Source organism: Lysinibacillus sp. GJ-1 (genome assembly GCF_021166035.1).
In the GTDB taxonomy this organism is placed as follows: Bacteria; Bacillota; Bacilli; order Bacillales_A; family Planococcaceae; genus Lysinibacillus; species Lysinibacillus sphaericus.
In genome coordinates this window covers 4,373,892-4,392,135 of sequence record NZ_CP088912.1, presented here as the reverse complement: position 1 = coordinate 4,392,135, position 18,244 = coordinate 4,373,892, and the positions used below count along the sequence as shown (strand labels likewise).

Annotated in this window: 18 protein-coding genes and 3 pseudogenes; 19 read left to right on the top strand and 2 right to left on the bottom strand. The window is 37.8% G+C overall.

All coding sequences use genetic code 11. The annotated features are described in order from the left end of the window. Positions 1–19 precede the first annotated feature (19 nt). Positions 20–1,714, bottom strand: coding sequence for a methyl-accepting chemotaxis protein (locus LO754_RS21815; RefSeq protein ID WP_024364598.1), 1,695 nt, complete (start codon positions 1,712–1,714; stop codon positions 20–22). A 318-nt stretch (positions 1,715–2,032) separates the two neighbouring features. Between LO754_RS21815 and LO754_RS21810 the strand changes: the two genes are divergently transcribed. The 6 genes and pseudogenes from LO754_RS21810 to LO754_RS21785 all read left to right on the top strand — a co-directional run bounded on the left by LO754_RS21810 (position 2,033) and on the right by LO754_RS21785 (position 5,866). After that, positions 2,033–2,521: a DUF1648 domain-containing protein gene (locus LO754_RS21810; RefSeq protein ID WP_231785243.1), complete on the top strand. Its 489-nt coding sequence runs from the start codon at positions 2,033–2,035 to the stop codon at positions 2,519–2,521. Positions 2,522–2,622: 101 nt separating this feature from the next. Next, positions 2,623–3,027 (top strand): annotated as a pseudogene (locus LO754_RS21805) (GNAT family N-acetyltransferase). A 556-nt stretch (positions 3,028–3,583) separates the two neighbouring features. Continuing rightward, positions 3,584–4,018 (top strand): DUF1801 domain-containing protein, encoded by a 435-nt coding sequence (locus LO754_RS21800; protein ID WP_024364595.1) that lies wholly within the window; start codon positions 3,584–3,586, stop codon positions 4,016–4,018. Then, on the top strand, positions 4,015–4,392 hold the full coding sequence (locus LO754_RS21795) for a VOC family protein (RefSeq protein ID WP_025220755.1): 378 nt from the start codon (positions 4,015–4,017) through the stop codon (positions 4,390–4,392). Before LO754_RS21800 ends, LO754_RS21795 begins: the two co-directional genes overlap by 4 nt. An 18-nt stretch (positions 4,393–4,410) precedes the next feature. After that, on the top strand, positions 4,411–4,863 hold the full coding sequence (locus tag LO754_RS21790) for a nucleoside deaminase (protein WP_024364593.1): 453 nt from the start codon (positions 4,411–4,413) through the stop codon (positions 4,861–4,863). 22 nt (positions 4,864–4,885) lie between these two features. Further along, entirely contained in the window at positions 4,886–5,866 is a 981-nt protein-coding gene (locus LO754_RS21785; RefSeq protein ID WP_231785242.1) for a GNAT family N-acetyltransferase, read from the top strand. Between the two features lie 66 nt (positions 5,867–5,932). On the opposite strand, the gene LO754_RS21780 is transcribed toward LO754_RS21785, so the two are convergent. Next, entirely contained in the window at positions 5,933–6,370 is a 438-nt protein-coding gene (locus tag LO754_RS21780) for an RrF2 family transcriptional regulator (protein ID WP_024364591.1), read from the bottom strand. A gap of 193 nt (positions 6,371–6,563) precedes the next feature. Between LO754_RS21780 and hmpA the strand changes: the two are divergent. From hmpA to LO754_RS21715, 13 genes and pseudogenes are all read left to right on the top strand, one after another. Then, positions 6,564–7,725: pseudogene (gene hmpA, locus LO754_RS21775) on the top strand (NO-inducible flavohemoprotein). Positions 7,726–7,922: 197 nt separating this feature from the next. After that, positions 7,923–8,182, top strand: a pseudogene (locus LO754_RS21770) (metal-sensitive transcriptional regulator). Between the two features lie 44 nt (positions 8,183–8,226). After that, a complete protein-coding gene (locus LO754_RS21765; RefSeq protein ID WP_024364588.1) occupies positions 8,227–8,568 on the top strand; it encodes a rhodanese-like domain-containing protein in 342 nt (113 codons plus the stop codon). Between the two features lie 12 nt (positions 8,569–8,580). After that, the gene (locus LO754_RS21760; RefSeq protein ID WP_231785241.1) at positions 8,581–8,877 is read left to right on the top strand and encodes a rhodanese-like domain-containing protein; all 297 of its coding nucleotides are present in this window, start codon (positions 8,581–8,583) and stop codon (positions 8,875–8,877) included. A 77-nt stretch (positions 8,878–8,954) separates the two neighbouring features. Further along, entirely contained in the window at positions 8,955–9,509 is a 555-nt protein-coding gene (locus LO754_RS21755; protein ID WP_231785240.1) for a sulfurtransferase TusA family protein, read from the top strand. 16 nt (positions 9,510–9,525) lie between these two features. Next, positions 9,526–9,921: a DsrE/DsrF/DrsH-like family protein gene (locus LO754_RS21750; protein WP_069508050.1), complete on the top strand. Its 396-nt coding sequence runs from the start codon at positions 9,526–9,528 to the stop codon at positions 9,919–9,921. 160 nt (positions 9,922–10,081) lie between these two features. Then, positions 10,082–11,209 carry an MBL fold metallo-hydrolase gene (locus LO754_RS21745; RefSeq protein ID WP_025220750.1) on the top strand — a complete coding sequence of 376 codons (1,128 nt, stop codon included), beginning with the start codon at positions 10,082–10,084 and terminating at the stop codon, positions 11,207–11,209. A 47-nt stretch (positions 11,210–11,256) separates the two neighbouring features. Further along, on the top strand, positions 11,257–11,484 hold the full coding sequence (locus LO754_RS21740) for a sulfurtransferase TusA family protein (protein WP_024364583.1): 228 nt from the start codon (positions 11,257–11,259) through the stop codon (positions 11,482–11,484). Positions 11,485–11,627: 143 nt separating this feature from the next. Then, the gene (locus tag LO754_RS21735; protein ID WP_024364582.1) at positions 11,628–12,404 is read left to right on the top strand and encodes a sulfite exporter TauE/SafE family protein; all 777 of its coding nucleotides are present in this window, start codon (positions 11,628–11,630) and stop codon (positions 12,402–12,404) included. Between the two features lie 10 nt (positions 12,405–12,414). Beyond that, positions 12,415–13,122 (top strand): DsbA family oxidoreductase, encoded by a 708-nt coding sequence (locus LO754_RS21730; RefSeq protein ID WP_025220749.1) that lies wholly within the window; start codon positions 12,415–12,417, stop codon positions 13,120–13,122. A gap of 416 nt (positions 13,123–13,538) precedes the next feature. After that, positions 13,539–14,393, top strand: coding sequence for a c-type cytochrome (locus LO754_RS21725; RefSeq protein WP_231785239.1), 855 nt, complete (start codon positions 13,539–13,541; stop codon positions 14,391–14,393). 377 nt (positions 14,394–14,770) lie between these two features. Then, positions 14,771–16,756 (top strand): ABC1 kinase family protein, encoded by a 1,986-nt coding sequence (locus LO754_RS21720; RefSeq protein WP_024364579.1) that lies wholly within the window; start codon positions 14,771–14,773, stop codon positions 16,754–16,756. Positions 16,757–17,079: 323 nt separating this feature from the next. After that, positions 17,080–18,207 carry a C40 family peptidase gene (locus LO754_RS21715; protein ID WP_029747435.1) on the top strand — a complete coding sequence of 376 codons (1,128 nt, stop codon included), beginning with the start codon at positions 17,080–17,082 and terminating at the stop codon, positions 18,205–18,207. Positions 18,208–18,244: the final 37 nt, after the last annotated feature.

Below are 18,244 nucleotides of genomic sequence, written 5' to 3'. Positions count from 1 at the left end.
AGTCACCCACACAATTTTGCTATTGAACTTTAAATTTGGAAACTTGTGATTGTAATTCTTCTGCCATTGTCGATAAAGTAGCGGCAGAAGCTGCAACCTCTTCGATTGTTGCGAGTTGTTCTTCTGAAGCAGAAGCAACATTTTGCAAGTTCGAAGATGACGTTTGGGCAATTGTTGCAATGTCATCAAAGGATGCGTAAATTTGTTCAGCACTTGAGGACATTTCCTCTGAAACAGTTGTTGCTTCTTGTATTTGTTTGGAAACTTGCTCAATAAGGTCAACGATTTTTGAAAAGCCTTCCTCTGCCACTTTAACAACCTTCATCCCAACTTGAACTTCTTGTGTACCAGTATCCATCACAGTGACAGCACGATTTGTTTCCTGTTGAATTTCAGAAATTAAACCGGCAATCTGTTCAGCAGAGTTCTTCGATTGCTCAGCTAATTTTTTTACTTCATCAGCAACAACTGCAAAGCCGCGACCATGATCGCCAGCTCGAGCTGCTTCAATAGCAGCATTCAACGCTAGTAAATTAGTTTGCTCAGCGATATCAGTAATAATGCTAATGATATTGCCAATTTCTACAGAATGATTTCCTAGTTTTTTGACAACAGTAGCAGACTCCAAGACAGCTGTATTAATTGTATCCATTTGAGAAATAACACGCTGAAGCGAATCATTCCCTTTGTTTGCCTCAGTATTGGTTTCAATTGCCAATTCAGAAACAGCAGCAGTTGTCGATGCTAGTTGTTGAATGCCATTCGTCATGTTTTTCATAGCTTGCGAGCTTTCAGTTGCATTTTTTCCTTGGGCTTCAGAGCCGCTTGCCACTTCTTGCATAGCGGAAGTAATTTGTTCAGTCGCTTGAATAGTTTGATCTGCGCTAGCTGTTAATTCAGCCGCAGAGGCACTTACTTGCATCGTATTTTGACTGACATTGGTAATCAAGTTCTTTAAATTTTGAGCCATTTGATTAAAGGCTAATGCTAAATCACCAACTTCATCACGATTTTTAATGCGAATTTGCTCAGCCGTTAAATCACCTTCAGCAATCTTTTGTGCTGCCTTTGCCATACCTTTAATAGGACGAGAAATAATTGTTCCCATAATCATTGCAATTATCAGACTAATAAGTACGGCAAATATGCCAAGCAAAATCATTTGCATCTTAATGCCATCAATCTCATTGGAAGTAGCAGTTATTTTGGCTTCTACAGCTTCACTTTGGTAATTGGCAAGGTTTTCAACGCGCTCATCAAATTGTTTTAAAATAAGACGTCCTTGTGTGCTATCTAATTTTTCATATTGTTCGGTTTCACCAGCATCTTTTAATGAAAACATTCGATCGGCAAATTGCTGAACATTTTGCTCACTTTTATTGACGGCTTCTAACAGTTCAATTGATTTTTTGGACTCTAGTGTAGCCATTAAACTTTCTGATTTTGTTTTAAATTCTTCACGAGCGGATTTATTACCTTCACGATTTTGTTTATCGCCAAGTAGAAGGTATCCACGCATACTAACTATTTCTTGTTTTGCAAGTACTCTTAGTTCTTGTATACTAATAGACTTTTTAGTTTGTTCTTCGAGTAAATCTTGATAAGTGCCATTTACAGAATTAAGCTGTTTAAAATTTAGCGCAATCGTGCCTATTAAAACTAATATAACTATAAAAAAACCGAGAATTAATTTTTTATAAATCGTAAATCGCATGTTTGAAAAGTCCTTTCCTAGTAATTTTAGTAGAAATGTTACAAAAAGGTGAAATATGTATATATACCATTTATATCAGATTATATGGATTTTAAAAAGCAATATGAGTTTATTCATAGTAAAAAATATGAAATAAAGAGGGAATTAAGTTATAGATTATACTACTTAAAGCGGAGATTTATGTATTATTTTGTGTCAGTAGTGAATGAAAATACAGTGAATGGTATTAAGCTGTAATGTTTTTCATATAAATAATTGAAACTAAAAAGTTGAAACAACCGTATACATACCATAAACGTTAACCAAGGATGTGGGACAATGTATCGACCAATCTTAACATTACCAAAAACAAAGTATGAAAAATGTTTGGACGTTATTGGTAGCGGGTTATTTACTGTATCCATCCTATTTATTATTTTACAATGGGGTAATTTACCAGGAGAAATACCTGCACATTTTAATGCTAAGGGCGAGGTTGACCGATGGGGTTCGAAAATAGAAGTATTAATTTTACCAGGTATCGGAATTTTTATGTGGATATTTTTAGGGCTTCTAGCGCCACATATGCATAATTATCCAGCCCGATTAAATGAGCGCAACGTTGAGGCATTTTATTTAAATAGTCGTAGATTATGCAATGAAGTAAAAAACTTTTGTTTAATTTTATTTGCAATCATTTCTTGTGAAATAGTACTTGTTGCATTAGGAAAGATCGAAGGATTAGGCTGGTGGTTCTTGCCAGTGGTGCTAATTGGTACAGGTATCCCGATTTTGAAAGGTCTAATTGCTTCTTCAAAGATTAAATAAATAGTGCACGGATTAATTATAAATATGGGAGGTAATAGCTTGTTACTGTTCTATTGATTTTTTGCAGCTATCTAATAGTAAAAATATTAGGAGTTGAGAAAATGATTTATAAGAATTCACTCAAAGGTATATCTGCAAATATGTTAAATGGTTTTTTTGTAGACTAGGTGAATCCACCTAATCCCCAAACACATTTACGATTGTTGGAGAATAGCAGCAAAATAGTTTTGGCGATTGATGAGGATACAAATGAAGTAATAGGATTTATTACGGCGATAAGTGATGGTGTATTATCTGCCTATGTTCCATTATTGGAAGTATTACCTCAATACAAAAATAAAGGTATAGGTAAGGAATTAGTAAGTCGAATGCTAAAAGAATTGGATGAGATTTATATGATTGATTTATGCTGTGATGATGACCTTGTACCATACTATGAAAAATTTGGGATGAAGAAAACAAACGGCATGGTTTATAGGAACTATGCAATGCAAGCAGGAAGATAAGAAAAGAAAGAACAAAGCGCTTGGAGAATTGATCCAAGCGTTTTTTTGTATATATTTTGGACAATTGAAGTTAATTTAAATACTTTGTGATAAATTTAGGGTAAATTAAGACTTATGTCATTGGTTGATACATTTTTATTGTTAGCATTAAAACAGCAAGTAGCTAATGTGTAAGCGACTATGAATGTATGGTCCCTTTATTACGCGCTATACTGATAGAAAATCCAAATGATGTTGCTGTTTAAGACGCGCAAACGTCAGGATATCAAAAAGATTGGGCACGATACATTTAGAGTGCGAAAAAACAAGAGTCACAGCTAGCTCGTTTAGCGGAGATGCATGAAATCACAAGGGCTAGTTTTATACGAAAGAACACAACCGGAAGGCAAAGGGTTGAGCATAAGGTTCTCGGGGTAAAAGCTATATGCTGTAAAACTTTTGTCGATTGTTGTAGCAATGACACTGTCACTATTGCCAACTAATAATCTTCATACTACTATTAAGGAATATTTTTAATTCATTCTAGAAGCAAAATATTGAAAAGTGGGGGAATTTCATGCATGCATATATCGAACAAGTAGATGAAAAATGGCGAGATAGCTTTGCAAAGCTTGCGGACGTAGTAGCAACGAATATTCCTGATGGCTTTGAACAAACAATGACTTACGACATGATTAGTTATGTAGTGCCGTTATCGTCATATCCTAAAGGTTATCATGTAACACCTAATACACCACTACCATTTATTAGCTTAGCAGCGCAAAAGCGACATATAGCAGTTTACCATATGGGTATTTATGCAGATAATGCTTTATTATCTTGGTTTCAAGAGGAGTATGCAAAGCGTGTACCAACTAAGCTAAATATGGGGAAAAGCTGTATTCGTTTTACGAGTACAAAAAATATTCCATATGATTTAATTGGAGAACTTGTTTCCAAAATGACCCCTGCACAATGGGTTAATAGATATGAGGGAGAGTTGAATATATGAAAAGTGCTACTACATTTTTAATGTTCCAAGGACAAGCGCATGAAGCTATTTTGCAATATAAGCAATGGTTCCCAGAGTTAATAATTGAAAACTTGACTTATGTGGAGGACACACAACAGGTTGCAATGGCTGAAATCGATTTAAAAGGTCTGAAAATTATGATGAATGACAGTTCAATCAAGCATGCTTTTTCCTTTACCCCTGCAATTTCCATCTTTTTGACGTGTGAGACGATAGAAGAAATCGAAAGTTTAGTTGCACAAATAGTGGATGGTGGACAAGCGTTAATGCCGTTAAATAACTATGGGTTCTCTAAGCAGTTTGCTTGGATTCAGGATCGTTTCGGTGTATCGTGGCAACTTACGTATAATTAAATATCAGGGGGAGTATATATGAATCAATGGATGGAGCGAGCAGTCGAGCTTGCTCTTCAAAATATAGCACAAGGCGGTCAGCCATTTGGAGCTGTCTTGGTAAAGGGCGATGAAATCATTGGGGAAGGCGTCAATGAACTGCATTTGCGACCGGATAGTACAGGTCATGCTGAGCTACTTGCCTTAAGACGTGCACAAGAAAAACTCGGTTCTATCGATTTGCGAGGCACGGTTATGTATGCAAGTGGGGCACCTTGTCCGATGTGCTTCGGTGCAATGGCAATGGCGGGTGTCGACAAGGCTTATTATGCTAATTCACTAGCTGATGCAATGGCAGTTGGTTTAAGTCGCTCAAGTGAGGTTTATGCAGATTTGCAGAAAATTAATGAAGAGCGTGTGTTTCGCATGATTCATATGCCAGTAGAGGATATAGCAAAAAGTCCAATGCATGTTTGGCATAGTAAAACCTAAATACGTAAAAGGAGAAAAGAATATGGCAGTAACTTTAGTAAAGCATGACATAAAATATGCTGAAGCAATGCATGCATTGTCTTCAATGCCACAGGTTCGGGATGCGCTTGGGTTACCTGCTGGGAAAGTGGAAGATACCATTAATTTTATCAAACGTGAATGTGTAGACGAGGAAGAAGGAAAGACTGTTCCTCGTGTTGTGCTAAATGAGGAAGGTCGACTCATTGGTGTCACAGCATTGATGTTTATAGACCATATAAATAAGTGTTGTCACATAGGGTCATGGCTAGGATATGAGTTTTGGGGAAAAGGCTACAATGAGGAAGCGAAAAAGGCCAATTTAGAAATTGCTTTTTTTGATTTAGGGCTTGAACGCGTTTTCGCAGGAGCTAGAAAGATCAATATTCGCTCACAAAAGGCACAGGAAAAGTTGCCTTTTATTCGTCTAGGTGTAGAAAAAGAGTTTCCGCAGGAACATTCTTGGTTAGAAGTGAAGGAAAAGCAACCTTGCGTATTAAACGTTTTTGAACGTGTGGATTTTGTACGTTATTATACAACAATAGAAAAAGTGGAAGGTAGCCGAGAAAGCTACTTACCATATTTATTACTAGCGGATGAAAGTGAAATGGCCGTTCGCCAATATATGAATGATGGTGAACTTTACACCATTAAATGCGGTGAAAAATTGGCAGGCACAGCCTTGCTTATTCCACAGTCAGGCGCAACAATTGAGTTGAAAAATATAGCGGTTGTGGAAGCATTTCAGGGCAAAGGCATTGGGAAGGAAGCTTTGAACAAAATTTTTGCCCTTTGTAAAGGACAAGGATATGAAAATATTTTAGTTGGCACAGCAAATTCTAGTATTGACAATATTGCGTTTTATCAAAAATCAGGCTTCAGGATGGATACCATCGAAAAGAATTTTTTCAGTAAGTATCCTGAACCCATTTATGAAAATGGCATACGAGCATTAGATATGATTGTCTTTTCAAAAGCATTATAACAGGCAATGTCTAGAATAAGGCTGTCATAAAGAAATACCCGACCAACAATTGTTGAGCGGGTATTTTTATTTACCAAATAACAAGGCCATTAACTTTTCTTTGGAGTGTAAAAAATCGTCAAGAGAATAGCGATCAAGGACAGCCATATATGCTTGTAATGCCTCATAGAGGACACCTTTTAACTGGCATTCAGGTGCAATTTTACACAAGTTGTTTTCTTTGTCGAAACACTCAACAAGATGAAAATCCTCTTCTGTATGGCGTACAATTTCACCAATCGTAATGGACTTTGGATCGATTGCTAAACGGATACCGCCACCTCGACCGCGAATCGTTTCGATGTAACCAAGCAGTCCTAATTGGTGTGTCACCTTCATTAAATGGTTTTTTGATATATTATAGGCATCTGAAATTTCTTGAATGGTTGATAGTTGACCGTCTTCCTTCGCACCTAGATAAATGAGTGTTCGAAGGGAGTAATCTGTGTATAAAGTTAATCGCATTGGAACACCCTACTTTCTGTAATTCACTTCAATAATTATAGCATTTTTACCTTAAATTATTGTAAATCAGTACTTTTTTAAAACATGTATTTCAAATACATCAAATTTGTCTATTTTGTTAAAGATGTATTTTATATATTGCTTTAATGAATTGTAAGCGTTATATTGTAATCACGAAAGGATGGTATGCGATATGTTAAAACAAGAAACAGTACAAATTATTAAAGCAACAGTGCCCGTATTAGAAGTTCATGGGGTAGAAATTACTAAGACGTTTTATAAAAATATGTTTCAAGCTCATCAGAATTATTGAATATTTTTAACCACACAAACCAAGAAAAAGGCCGTCAACAAACTGCATTAGCAAATACCGTGTATGCAGCAGCAGTTCATATTGAAAATTTAGAAGCGATTTTACCAGCCGTTATGTTAATTGCTCATAAACATCGTAGTTTAGGAATTTTACCAGAGCATTACCCGATTGTAGGGAACATCTACTAAAAGCAATTAAAGAAGTGCTTGGTGACGCGGCAACAGATGATATTATCAACGCATGGGCTGAAGCATATGGCGTTATTGCGGATGTTTTCATTCAGGTAGAAGAAGATCTTTATCAAAAAGCTGAAAATAATGGTGGATGGCGTTTGTTTAAACCACTGAAAGTAAAAAAAGAAGTTGAAAGTGACCTTGTTACTTCTATTTACTTTGTGAATGAAGATGGATCGCCACTTCCAGCATATGAACCAGGGCAATATATTAGCATTTGTGTCAAAGTACCAGGGGAAGAATATTTATTAAACCGCCAATATACACTTTCACAAGCGAGTGCTGAGGATGGCTACCGTATTTCAGTAAAACGTGAAAGCGATCATACACCAAATGGTAAAGTATCTAACTTTATTCACGATGTGTTACAAGTTGGAGATTTAGTAGATGTAAGTGTGCCAGCAGGTTTATTTGTATTAGAAGAAACTGCAGCTCCAATTACATTTGTTAGTGGAGGAATCGGCGTAACACCATTAAACAGTATGCTACAATCTTTAAAGGATGATGCAGTGAATGAAGTGCATTTTATCCAATGTGCACGTAATGAAAAAGTAGTAGCATTTAGTGATGACATCCAAGCTAAAGTAAATACTCTTCCGAATGCATCCTACACAGCCCTTTATTCGGATGAGGATAAGTTATTGACGAAAGAACTATTGGCAGAACAGATTCCACATAATACGGACGTTTATATCTGTGGTCCTGTTGGTTTTATGGAGGCAGTTATTAAAAATCTCCATGAAATTGGTATTAAAGATGAAAAAATTCACTATGAATTCTTTGGACCTGCCATGCAATTAGCAAACTAAAATTATAATGAACTCTGTTATAAGCTGCATTTTACGCACTTGTAACAGAGTTTTTTTATGTCATGCGTTATGAAATCTATATGTAAAGCGCTTTAAGAAAAAAATAGATCTTTCATGTTGACATTATACCTAATGGGGTATATTATAAAACACGTAAGCAAGATGAATCACTTAATTCGAAGGGAGGCGTACACATAATGGCGTACGATGCTAAAACAGCAAATCGTGTAAAACGAATGGAAGGTAGAATTGTGGGATTTTACGCATGATGGAAGAAGAACAAAGCTGTAAAGATGTCATTACACAGCTATCTGCCGTGCGTTCTGCAGTTGATCGGACGATAGGTGTTATTGTCAGTGAGAACTTGCTGAATTGTGTTGCGACTGCTGATGGGGATTCAGAGAAAATGAATAGTGCCATCCAAGAAGCGATGGATTTGGTCGTAAAAAGTAGATAAATTTATTATACCCTTTATAGTATATAGATAGGAGGTAGTGATACTTGGAAGCATGGATTATGATCGCTATTGTAATTGGGTTTTTAGTTTGGCGTATGAAGCCAGCAAAAGGAGTGCAGTCCATATCAACAGCTCAATTAAAAAATGTGCTGAATGATAAAGATAAAGTATTCATCGATGTGCGAACGCCAGCTGAATACAAAGGTCGCAACATCCCACAATTCAAAAATATTCCGTTAGGCTCTAGCTTTGATAAAATACCGAAGGATAAAGAAGTTGTCGTTATTTGTCAGAGTGGTATGCGTAGTAGTCAGGCGTGTAAGCAATTGAAAAAACTAGGATATGAGCGCGTAACAAATGTCCGTGGTGGCATGAGCGCCTATTAGGAGGAAACTATTGTGAAGGAAATTTCAGCAAAAGAAGTACAACAAGCTTTAGCAGATGGACAGATGTTAAAAATAATCGACGTTCGTGAAGTGGACGAAGTGCAGGCTGGACATATTCCTGGAATAATGAATATGCCACTTGGCTTACTTGAGTTTCGCATGCACGAGTTAAATAAAAATGAACCATATATTATCGTTTGTCGATCAGGTGCTCGCAGTGGTCGTGCTACACAATTTTTAGAAAGCCAAGGCTTTGATGTAACAAATATGGTTGGTGGCATGCTTGCATGGGAAGGCGAAGTACAGTAATAGTCTATAGTGAGGGTATACCCTATTCTATATTTTTTTAGCAAAAATAATACCCTTATAGGTATAAGGAGGAAGTTATGAGTATTAAGGCAGATTTTCAACTAGATGCCAAAGGGCTATCCTGCCCGATGCCAATCGTAAAAACGAAAAAGGCAATGGCTGAATTAGCGGATGGTCAAATTTTAGAAGTTTCAGCTACAGATAAAGGCTCAAAAGCCGATATCGCAGCTTGGGCTGAGTCTGTAGGGCATCAGTATATCGGGACAGTGGAAGAAGATACTGTGCTTAAGCATTACATTCGTAAATGCGCGCAGGAGTCAGCTGATGAAAAAACGTTTGAGTCCACAATTGAGTTGGAACAAATCGTAGGAAGAGATGGACTTATCCTCGATGTGCGTGAAGAAGCGGAGTTCGCATTCGGTCACATTGAAGGGGCAAAATCCATTCCGATGGGTGAGCTTGAAGAGCGCCTTTCTGAACTCGATAAAGATCGTGAAATTTATGTGATTTGTCGTACAGGTGCTCGCAGTGATTTAGCTGCACAAAAGCTAGTAGCAAATGGCTTTACAAAAGTATTTAACGTCTTACCAGGTATGACATCTTGGACGGGCGAATTAATTAAAAATATTTAAATTGGAGGAATTTATTATGTCAAACAAAGTAGCAATTATTGCAAGTAACGGTGGTCTTTTTGATGCGTATAAGGTGTTCAATATCGCAACAGCAGCGGCAGCTTCTGACAAGGAAGTAGCAATCTTTTTCACATTCGAAGGATTAAATTTAATTCATAAGCAAGGCATGAATGCTTTACCAATGCCTGCTGGTACAGAACATTTTGCAGAAGGCTTTGCGAAAGCAAATGTACCTGCAATTCCGCAATTAGTAGAAATGGCACAAGAATTAGGTGTTAAATTTATTGCGTGTCAAATGACAATGGATGTAATGGGCTTAACAGTAGAAGATTTTGTAGACGGTATTGAGGTTGGGGGAGCTGTAACATTCTTAGAATTCGCTAAAGATGCAGCACCATCATTAACGTTCTAATTAAGTTGCAACAGATGTAGACGGCTTATCATGAGTGATAACCGAATGCTGAATATATTAAGTAGTGCATTGGATTTTGACTAGAAGATAACAATAAGCGGAGAGGCATGTCCTTTCCGCTAAAAAAATCAACGAAATAATACCTTAGGGGGTAAACGGAGTGTCAGTATTAAAATGGAGCGCTGCAGAAGTAGCGAAAAAAGTAATCGAAAACAAAGAATTATTTATTTTAGATGTACGTAATACAGATGCATTTGAAGATTGGAAAATCGATGGACACAAATTTGAATACCTTAATATTCCGTATTTTGAGCTATTAGATGGTGTCGAAGAAATTTTACCTAAAATCCCTACGGACAAAGATGTATTAGTCGTTTGTGCAAAGGAAGGATCTTCAATGATGGTGGCAGAGATGCTATCTGATGCTGGACGTACTGTTGCCTATTTAGAGGGCGGTATGAAAACGTGGAGTGAATATTTAGAACCGATTAAAGTAGGCGATTTAACAGGTGGTGGTGAGCTTTACCAATTCGTTCGTTTAGGTAAAGGCTGTCTATCTTATATGGTTATTTCTGAAGGCGAAGCAGCAATTATTGACGCTGTACGCTTCACGGATGTATTTACAAACTTTGCAAAAGAGAAAAACGTTCAAATTAAACATGTTTTTGATACACATTTGCATGCGGATCATATCTCAGGTGGACGCCATATTGCAGCACAAACAGGTGCAACATATTATTTACCACCAAAAGATGCAGAAGAGGTTGTATTTGATTATACGCCATTAGTAGATGGCAATGTGGTGCAAATTGGGGCTTCGAAAATTGATGTAGGTGCACTTTATTCACCAGGTCATACAATTGGCTCAACGTCGTTTGTTGTAGATAACAAATATTTATTAACAGGGGACATCTTATTTATTGATTCAATTGGTCGTCCTGATTTAGCAGGACTTGCAGAAGACTGGGTTGGTGATTTACGTGAAACACTTTATAAACGTTACCGTGAATTATCGGACGATTTAATTGTTCTACCTGCTCATTTTATGATTATTGATGAGCTAAATGAAGATGGTACTGTGGCAAAACGTTTAGGGGAGTTATTTGCTGAAAATCATGGTTTAAACATTGAAGATGCTGAAACATTCCGCAGTATTGTTACAGATAACTTACCACCACAACCAAATGCATATCAAGAAATTCGTCAAGTGAATATGGGGAAAATAACGCCAGCTATAGAGGAACAAACTGAAATGGAGATTGGCCCGAACCGCTGTGCAGTAAGATAAGTGCCAGTCACCCAAACAATTTACAAACAATTTAAAAGGAGATTAACATGAACTCAAATTTACAATTAGATGCAAAAGGTTTATCTTGTCCAATGCCGATCGTAAAAACAAAAAAGGCGATGGATACACTAGCTTCAGGTGAGATTTTGGAAGTACAAGTAACAGATAAAGGGGCTTTAGCGGATATCCCTGCATGGGCAAATGCAGGTGGTCACACGATTTTAGATAAATCGGAAGACGCGGGCGTCATTACATTCTTTATTCAAAAAGCGTAATGAGACGGGTGAGTGTTCAAGCAGGACACTCACCTTTCCACTTCATTCTACAATGCATTTTGCCGAATGCAGTAATAGCCTTGGTGAACTTAGCTTTTGCGTTAAGGAACAAGGTGTAAACGACTTGAAAGAAGGAAAAATAGATGGATATAACATGGGTTATTACGATATTTTTAATCGGCTTTGTAGGATCTTATATTTCAGGTATGCTTGGTATTGGAGGCTCGATTATTAAATATCCAATGCTATTATATATTCCACCTTTACTAGGATTTACTGCATTCACAGCACATGAAGTATCAGGTATTAGTGCTGTACAAGTGTTTTTCGCTTCGATTGCAGGGGTATGGGCATATCGTAAAGGTGGCTATCTAAACAAATCCCTGATTATTTATATGGGTGGGGCAATTTTAGCAGGTAGCTTTGTCGGTAGCTTTGGTTCCCAATATTTATCGGAGGCAGGCGTTAATATAGTTTATGGGATTTTGGCGCTTATAGCGGCAATTATGATGTTTATTCCTAAAAAGCAAATTGACGATAAGCCAATGAATGATGTTACTTTTAATAAGCCCGTAGCGGTAATTTTAGCATTCATAGTCGGTATTGGTTCTGGTATCGTAGGAGCAGCAGGTGGTTTCCTACTTGTACCGATTATGCTTGTTGTACTAAGAATTCCAACGCGTATGACGATTGCTACAAGTTTAGCCATTACTTTTATCTCTTCCATTGGGGGAACAATAGGAAAGCTAATGACGGGGCAAGTGGATTATTATCCAGCAGCCATCATGATTGTGGCAAGTTTAATAGCAGCGCCATTAGGAGCAAAGGCAGGGAAAAGTTTGAATACGAAAGTATTACAAGGGATATTAGCTGTCTTGATTCTAGCAACGGCTATTAAAATTTGGATGGATATTTTATAGGAGGATAACAATGAAAATTGAAGTGTTTTCTGACTTCTCATGCCCATTTTGTTATATAGGGAAAAGAGAGTTAGAACAAGCAATAAAAGAGGCTGGATATACTGATCAAGTAGAGATAGAGTACAAATCCTATCAAATTGATCCTACTGCACCGAAAGAGACGGGGCAAAGTTTTTATGAACATTTTATGGCTCAGCAAAACGTAACGCTTGAAGAAGCTGAACAAATGACAATTGGTATTACTGAACGAGCAAAGGAAGTTGGGCTCACATATCAATTTGCTGAGATGAAAAAAGTGCATACAGAGAAAGCCCACCGCTTGGCAAAATGGACGAAGCAATTTGGGAAAGAAGCCGCTTATATAGAAGCGTTAATGGCTGCTTATTTAATGGAAGGTAAAGACTTAAATGATGATGCCATGTTGCTAGCGGTTATTAAAGAGTTAGGCTTAGATGTTGCCGAAGCACAACAAGTATTGAATACAAATGAAGCTTTTAAGGAAGAGTTAGATAAAGATCGCTACGATGCGCAACAGATTGGGGTACAAAGCGTGCCATTCTTTGTTTTTGAAAATCGTTACGGTATTAAAGGTGCTGAGCCGAATGAAGTATTCGTACGTACATTGCATCAAGCTGCGGAAATTGCTGGTATTAAACCTACTTTAAATATGGTTGGTAACGGTGATGCTTCTTGTGCGGATGGTGCATGTAAATTATAAGCATCATCATCATACGCTATTAAAAGAAAAAGTGTTAGATTGACTGAGGTCAATCTAACACTTTTTTGCTATGCCGAAGTTGTCCGCTACGGCGGCGCTTTCCGCTCAGCACAGTAAGCCACAACCCTCTGCTTGCGTTCTGAACAGGAGAGTCGCCTCTCCACTAGCGTTATTCCTACCGAACAATATGCTACAAAGCAAGCCGTTGGTTTTTTATTTAATCGTGTTAGCAGATAAAAGTGGAAACTACAAGGGTATTAAGCATTGTTTCTGTTGTTATAGTACAAATTTTTATGTATATTAATTCCATTTTTATCGGCTTTATGGTTCTAAAATTGCGAAGTGTGAGAAAAATCACATCCTGCCATATATTATCTTGCTAGAATAAAATTAACATACAAAGGGGGGTATTAGTGATGAAGAAAATGACAACTGGTATAGCAGGAACAATCTTAATAGCTGCTACTCTTTTTGTTGGAGCAGCCATTAGTGACAAAATATTAGGTGACGCCAATGGTGAGACGAACGAAGCGGCGGTTAAAACACAAATACCAACGACGGCAAATTCACAAAAAGTCGTTTACGCTCCGCCAAGTATCGAAGAAGTACCGGATGGACCGATGAAAGAAGCGATTTTATATGGTTATGAACTGGTAAGTAATACGCATGTTGCGGCAGATGAATACGTAGGAAATCAGCTATCTTGCACAAGCTGTCATGCAGGTGCAGGGTATGATGAACAAGCTTCTTCTCTAGTTGGTGTCACAGCTAACTATCCACAATATATTGCTCGTTCTGGAGGCATTGTAACGATTGAAGAGCGCATTAATGGTTGTATGGTGCGAAGTATGAACGGTAAAAAATTTGAAATGAATAGTGACGAGCTTGAAGCGATGGTAGCCTATTTTGCTTATATTTCACAAGGCGTGCCTGTTGGTGCAGAGCGTGAATGGGCTGGCACAAGTAATATGAAAAGCGTCCCTATTCCAGATGTAGCACATGGTGAAGAACTGTATGCGCAATCTTGTATTGCTTGTCACGCTGCTGATGGTTCTGGAACGGGTGCAACTACAGGTCCTGCATTATGGGGCGAAAATTCCTTTAATGATGGAGCGGGCATGGCACGTATGTCTAAAATGGCTGGCTACATTCAAAACAATATGCCAGTTGGAGCGGGTGGTACGTTATCAGATCAAGATGCTGCTGATTTAGCAGCTTACATTTTATCGCAAGATCGTCCAGAGTGGGCAACCACGATAAAGACTTACTAAAGGTGGTCGTCCTAACGACTTAATGAACAAAGAAAAACGCGAACAAGTGAAAAATGGCACAATTGATTGGGAGCAAGTGCTCTCTACGAACTAACAAGTGCCAGTCACTCAAACAATTTTGAAATTTAAAAATCCACGAAGACTTCTTTGGGAACACACGAGTTGTTGTGTCTTACAATGTACCCATGGAAAGCGGAGTGGATTTTTTCGCTGTAGGAGAGTACATACTAGATAAAAGGTGCTAATGGAATGACTTGAACTGATGAAGATATGTTTCTGTAAAACCTCTTGTTGTCGTTAGTGGCTAGTAAAGGAAAGTTCGTTCATGAATTTGTTATACTAGCAGTATTAGGAAAAACAGCGGGAGGTGGCACTTGTTGGTTTATTTGAAGTTACTAATTCAAATTATTTTTGTTGCAGGAATTATTTATTTTGTTAGCGGACGGTTAATAGGTTCTAATATAAATTTTGTACGCAGAGTGCTCTCTGTTGTTATTAGTGTTACGCTTACGTCCTTTGTATATTGGTATTCCTACTTACGCCATCGAGATTTTTTATCGGAAACGATGATGCAAACCGTTACGGAAGTAAGCACCCTTATTTGGATAGGTAGTATGCTCCTTATCTCCATGCTGCTCTACCTCGTTTTCGAACTTTTTGATCCGATTGGTATTAAAGGTGGAGAGCGCCGTCATGGGCAAAAATCAATTTTATTGAGATTGCGTAGCTACTGGCGTCAGCAGAAGCGATTACGTCAGGTGTTAAAAATTGCAGTGACGAATGGGATTGTCCAAACGATTAAATATGCGAGGCAACGAGAAAATGAAAAGGAGCTTGCCATTGCCTTAAGAACAACGTTAGAGCAATGCGGCGGGATTTTCGTCAAATTCGGGCAAGTACTATCTACGCGTAAAGAATTATTTTCTCCAATTATCATTGATGAGCTAGAACATCTACAGCAAAGTGTAAAACCTTTGCCGCATGAGCAGGTGACAAAGATTTTAGAAACTTCCTTGCCAAGGTCAGTAGATGATGTCTTTATTCACTTTCAAATGGAGCCATTAGCAGCAGCCTCTATTGGACAAGTACATAAGGCACGACTGAAAAATTACGAAGAAGTTGTGGTGAAGCTACTGCGTCCTGAGGTAAAGGGAATTATGCGTGATGACCTTGATATTTTAGAGGAATTTGCAAATTGGTTTTCCAACAAATCTACTTGGGCAGAGTCGTTAGGCTTTCGAGAATTAGCTGGTGGATTTGCTGATGGGTTAAGGGAAGAAATTCATTTAGATATCGAGGTACGTAATACACTACAGGTAACAAATGCTCTTGCTAAAAGCGATTATAAAGTGCGCATCCCTAAAATATATACAGAGTTTTGTGATGAAGACATTATTGTTATGGAATACGTTCGTGGTAAAAGTGTGGCGGAAGGGGCATCTGAATTTCGACGACTAAACATTGATCGTAGCCAATTTGCACGTACAATTTTGTATTCCTTTTTTGAACAAATGTTATTTTCAGGGATATTTCATGCCGATCCACATCCAGGGAACGTTTATATTGATGAGACCGATGGAGTCCCAATTCTGCTAGACTTCGGAGCGGTTGGACGTCTAGGTGCTACTCAGCAAGAAGGGTTAAAGCTATTTTTACTAGGTATTCAACAAAATGATTCAGGTATTTTATATGATGGCTTAATGCTACTCGTAGAAAATAAAGAACATGCGGAACGTGCTAGGGTGGAGCAGGCTATGGATCAAATCTTGCTGAAAATATCCTATGTTGATCGTATCCCTACCGAAGAACTAATTCATTCGTTATTTACAGTGGTACGGGATTTTGGTCTTGCGTTTTATCCTTCTGTTGGTTTGGCGCTTCGATCTTTAGTAACACTAGATGGAACATTGCGTGTAATTGATTCACAATTTGATATTTTTACAGAAGCGAAGGATTTTTCGGCATCTTATATGCGAGCTGCATTTTTAAGACCGTTTAAAGAACCTTTAGAAACAAAAGAGCGTATACAGGAAGAACTGTCCATGTTAATACCTACTTTACGAAAAATGCCAAGGCGTATCGATCAGCTAATTCAACGAGTAGAAAGTGGAAAAATTATATTGCATCATGATATTTTTTCAGATGACCACAATGCACGGTTCATTACTCAGCTATTTTCCCGTTTTGTCTTATTACTTGTCGGCATTACATTTGGAATCATTTCTGTTGCGTTGTTAGCCATTTCTCAATTTATACATGAGCCATATGCAGTGTATTTGAATACGGCTGCATATCTAGGGTTATTTCTATGTGCGATATTATTAGTACGGCTGTCCATTCAAGCTTTACGCTCAATGAAATAGTAGGTAGGGGATGATTCTCCTACCTTTTTTATATTACAAAAAGATTACAAAACACCAAGGTGAAATGGACTACTTGGAGATGAAAACGTCATTTTCTAGCTGTATATAAAGGTTTTGTAGAAAAATGTCGCGTTTTATACAATGTTACAATTATATTTCGAGTTTTACTTTACGATTAAAACGGTGAGAAATAGTATAAAAGTTACGGCATTAATGCTAAACTTTAAAAGGCTAATAAAAACATAAGAACTTAATTGAATCGTTCAAGTATTTACATAAGGAAATAAAGAGCGAAATTGATAGATGAAGGGAAATGAAGATTCATGGGTAAGCGCAATAAATGGCGTAAGTCGATGGTGCTAACATTAGCACTTGCAGGCGGCTTATTATTTAATACAGTACAACCGATTGAAGCACACGCTGAAGAAACGTCTCAGCAAATGATCGAGAAAAAAGCAAAAATCGATGCGGAAGTAAAAAAATTAGAGACAGAATTACAACAGCTACAACAAGAAATCGATGAAAAAGTGAAAGTATTTAACCAAGTACAAGCTGATATCAAAGAAGTAGATGCAGGTATTGCTGAAACTGAAAAACGTATTGAGCAACGTTCAGCTATTTTAAGTGAACGTATGGCGGCTTATCAAGCACAAGACAACACTGTAGGTGTCTATTTAAGCGTTGTGCTAGAAGCAAAGAGTTTTGCAGATTTAATGGACCGTGTCGTAGCGGTTAAAACATTAATGGATGCTGACCAAGAGCTAGTAAATCAACAAGAAGCAGACAAAGTGAAATTAGAACAACAAAAAGCAACATTAGATGAAAAACAAAAAGAGCTTCAAAAACAATTCCAAGAGCTTCAACAAAAGGAAAGCGAAATGGAAGTGAAAAAAGCTGAAAACCAAGCAAAATCACTTGCATTAAAGGCTCAAATTGCAACGAAACAAGAAGAAGAGCGTTTAGAAGCTGAACGTAAGGCTGCTGAAGAAGAAGCGGCTCGTTTACGTGCACTTCAATCAGCTACACCTGTTGTTCAAGTGAACAATAATGGTGGCAAACCACAGTCAATCGTCGTGGGGTCTGGTGCTGGTACAGCATCTTCAGGTGGTGCTATTTCAACTGCCAAGCAATTCCTAGGTCGTGCGTATGTTTGGGGTGGTAGTAACCCTACAACAGGCTTTGACTGTTCTGGTCTTGTACAATGGTCTTACAAGCAAGCTGGGGTATCATTACCTCGTACAGCATCACAACAATACTTAGCAACACAACGTATTTCAGCAAGTGAAGCTCGCGTTGGTGATTTAGTATTCTTTAGCTATGGTTCAGGCGTAGCACATGTTGGGATTTACCTTGGTAATAACACAATGATTGATGCGCAAAATAAAGGCGTAGTGATCGAATCACTTGATTGGTGGAACCAATATTTAGTAGGCTTCGGTCGTATTCAATAAGCTTATAAAAGTTAGACGAATGAAATAGCAAAAAAGT

Coding starts and splice junctions, on each gene's coding strand:
- LO754_RS21730 (WP_025220749.1), top strand. CDS start 12,415: ATGAAAATTGAAGTGTTTTCTGACTTCTCATGCCCATTTTGTTATATA.
- LO754_RS21795 (WP_025220755.1), top strand. CDS start 4,015: ATGAAAAGTGCTACTACATTTTTAATGTTCCAAGGACAAGCGCATGAA.
- LO754_RS21800 (WP_024364595.1), top strand. CDS start 3,584: ATGCATGCATATATCGAACAAGTAGATGAAAAATGGCGAGATAGCTTT.
- LO754_RS21810 (WP_231785243.1), top strand. CDS start 2,033: ATGTATCGACCAATCTTAACATTACCAAAAACAAAGTATGAAAAATGT.
- LO754_RS21735 (WP_024364582.1), top strand. CDS start 11,628: ATGGATATAACATGGGTTATTACGATATTTTTAATCGGCTTTGTAGGA.
- LO754_RS21780 (WP_024364591.1), bottom strand. CDS start 6,370: ATGCGATTAACTTTATACACAGATTACTCCCTTCGAACACTCATTTAT.
- LO754_RS21790 (WP_024364593.1), top strand. CDS start 4,411: ATGAATCAATGGATGGAGCGAGCAGTCGAGCTTGCTCTTCAAAATATA.
- LO754_RS21815 (WP_024364598.1), bottom strand. CDS start 1,714: ATGCGATTTACGATTTATAAAAAATTAATTCTCGGTTTTTTTATAGTT.
- LO754_RS21755 (WP_231785240.1), top strand. CDS start 8,955: ATGAGTATTAAGGCAGATTTTCAACTAGATGCCAAAGGGCTATCCTGC.
- LO754_RS21725 (WP_231785239.1), top strand. CDS start 13,539: ATGAAGAAAATGACAACTGGTATAGCAGGAACAATCTTAATAGCTGCT.
- LO754_RS21750 (WP_069508050.1), top strand. CDS start 9,526: ATGTCAAACAAAGTAGCAATTATTGCAAGTAACGGTGGTCTTTTTGAT.
- LO754_RS21785 (WP_231785242.1), top strand. CDS start 4,886: ATGGCAGTAACTTTAGTAAAGCATGACATAAAATATGCTGAAGCAATG.
- LO754_RS21740 (WP_024364583.1), top strand. CDS start 11,257: ATGAACTCAAATTTACAATTAGATGCAAAAGGTTTATCTTGTCCAATG.
- LO754_RS21715 (WP_029747435.1), top strand. CDS start 17,080: ATGGGTAAGCGCAATAAATGGCGTAAGTCGATGGTGCTAACATTAGCA.